1 protein-coding gene is annotated in these 1091 nt (G+C 41.7%); it reads left to right on the top strand.

From position 1 onward, the window contains the following. On the top strand, positions 1-950 hold a 950-nt coding region (locus tag G3O08_RS20725; protein WP_163287353.1), incomplete at its 5' end, for a T9SS type A sorting domain-containing protein. Between the last annotated feature and the right edge of the window lie 141 nt (positions 951-1091).

The following is a 1091-nucleotide window of genomic DNA, read 5'->3' as shown; positions in this document are numbered from 1 at the left end:
CTACCCTGTTTCAAACACTACCGGTCGGTACATACACCTATATTCTTACAGCTACCCAGAACGGATGTGATGGTGTAAGTGTGCCTTATACCGTAACGGTGGCAAGCCCTGTTGATACCCCAACCGTGTCTTTTAATATTACGAGCTGCGAGCCTTATGTGGTATCGCTTACGGCCACCAACGCACAAAGTGGTACCTACAATTGGAGCAATGGAAGCACCGGCTCTGCCGTAAATGGGTATATGGGTGGCCTATTCGAAGTTTATTTTACCAGCAACAGTGGTTGTACAAGCAGCAATGAAATATCTGTTCCGCATTCGCCACAGGAATATATGTGGAATTTTCCAACCGGTTGCTTTTGTACTGATGATTTGCGTGACGGTAATGACATAACAACATGTGCCGGCCAGGCTGCAATTGTAGGTCCCTATAATCCGTTTGCGTATTGGAGCTACCAGGTGAATGGTGTTGACGTATCGACAGGTACGGGAAACCACCCTTTAGGTTTCTCAAATTTTGGACCCGATAGCATCAACCTTATTTTAGACAATGGGTATTGCCAAATAACCAGCGATGCCATGTATCTTAGCGATAGTTGTTCAGCTTCCGGTTCTCAAGGTTTGATTGCAAACGGAACTTCGCCAAATAACCTTGATTCCCAGGCGAACACATTCAATCAAAATTTAGAACAACTTGCACCGGAAATCCTACTTATACCAAATCCTGCCGCAGATCAAACGCGTATTGAATACCGCTATGATGGCAGTAAAAGTCAAAAAATGATTGAAATATATGATTTGACCGGCAGGAAGGTTAAAACACTTAGACCTCAAAACGATGCTGGTAGTATCTCTTTGCAATTGGGTGATTTTGTAAGTGGGATTTATCAAATTTGTCTCAGACAAGATGGGCGCATTATTGCCCAAAGTAAACTCTCTGTTGCTCCTTAATTTTTATCTTCCGGTGCGGTTTTATATCCGTATCGGAAGATATTTATTCTACTTTTTAAATTCCACAATCATGAAAAAATTAAAACATTCATTATATATTCTTTTTTTTCTACTTTTTGCTACAAGCCTTGTAGCCCAACC

Source organism: Cryomorpha ignava, assembly GCF_010686655.1.
GTDB classification, from domain to species: domain Bacteria; phylum Bacteroidota; class Bacteroidia; order Flavobacteriales_D; family Cryomorphaceae; genus Cryomorpha; species Cryomorpha ignava.
The sequence above is the reverse complement of the archived record's forward strand: the minus strand, read 5'-3'. Positions and strand labels throughout refer to the sequence as shown.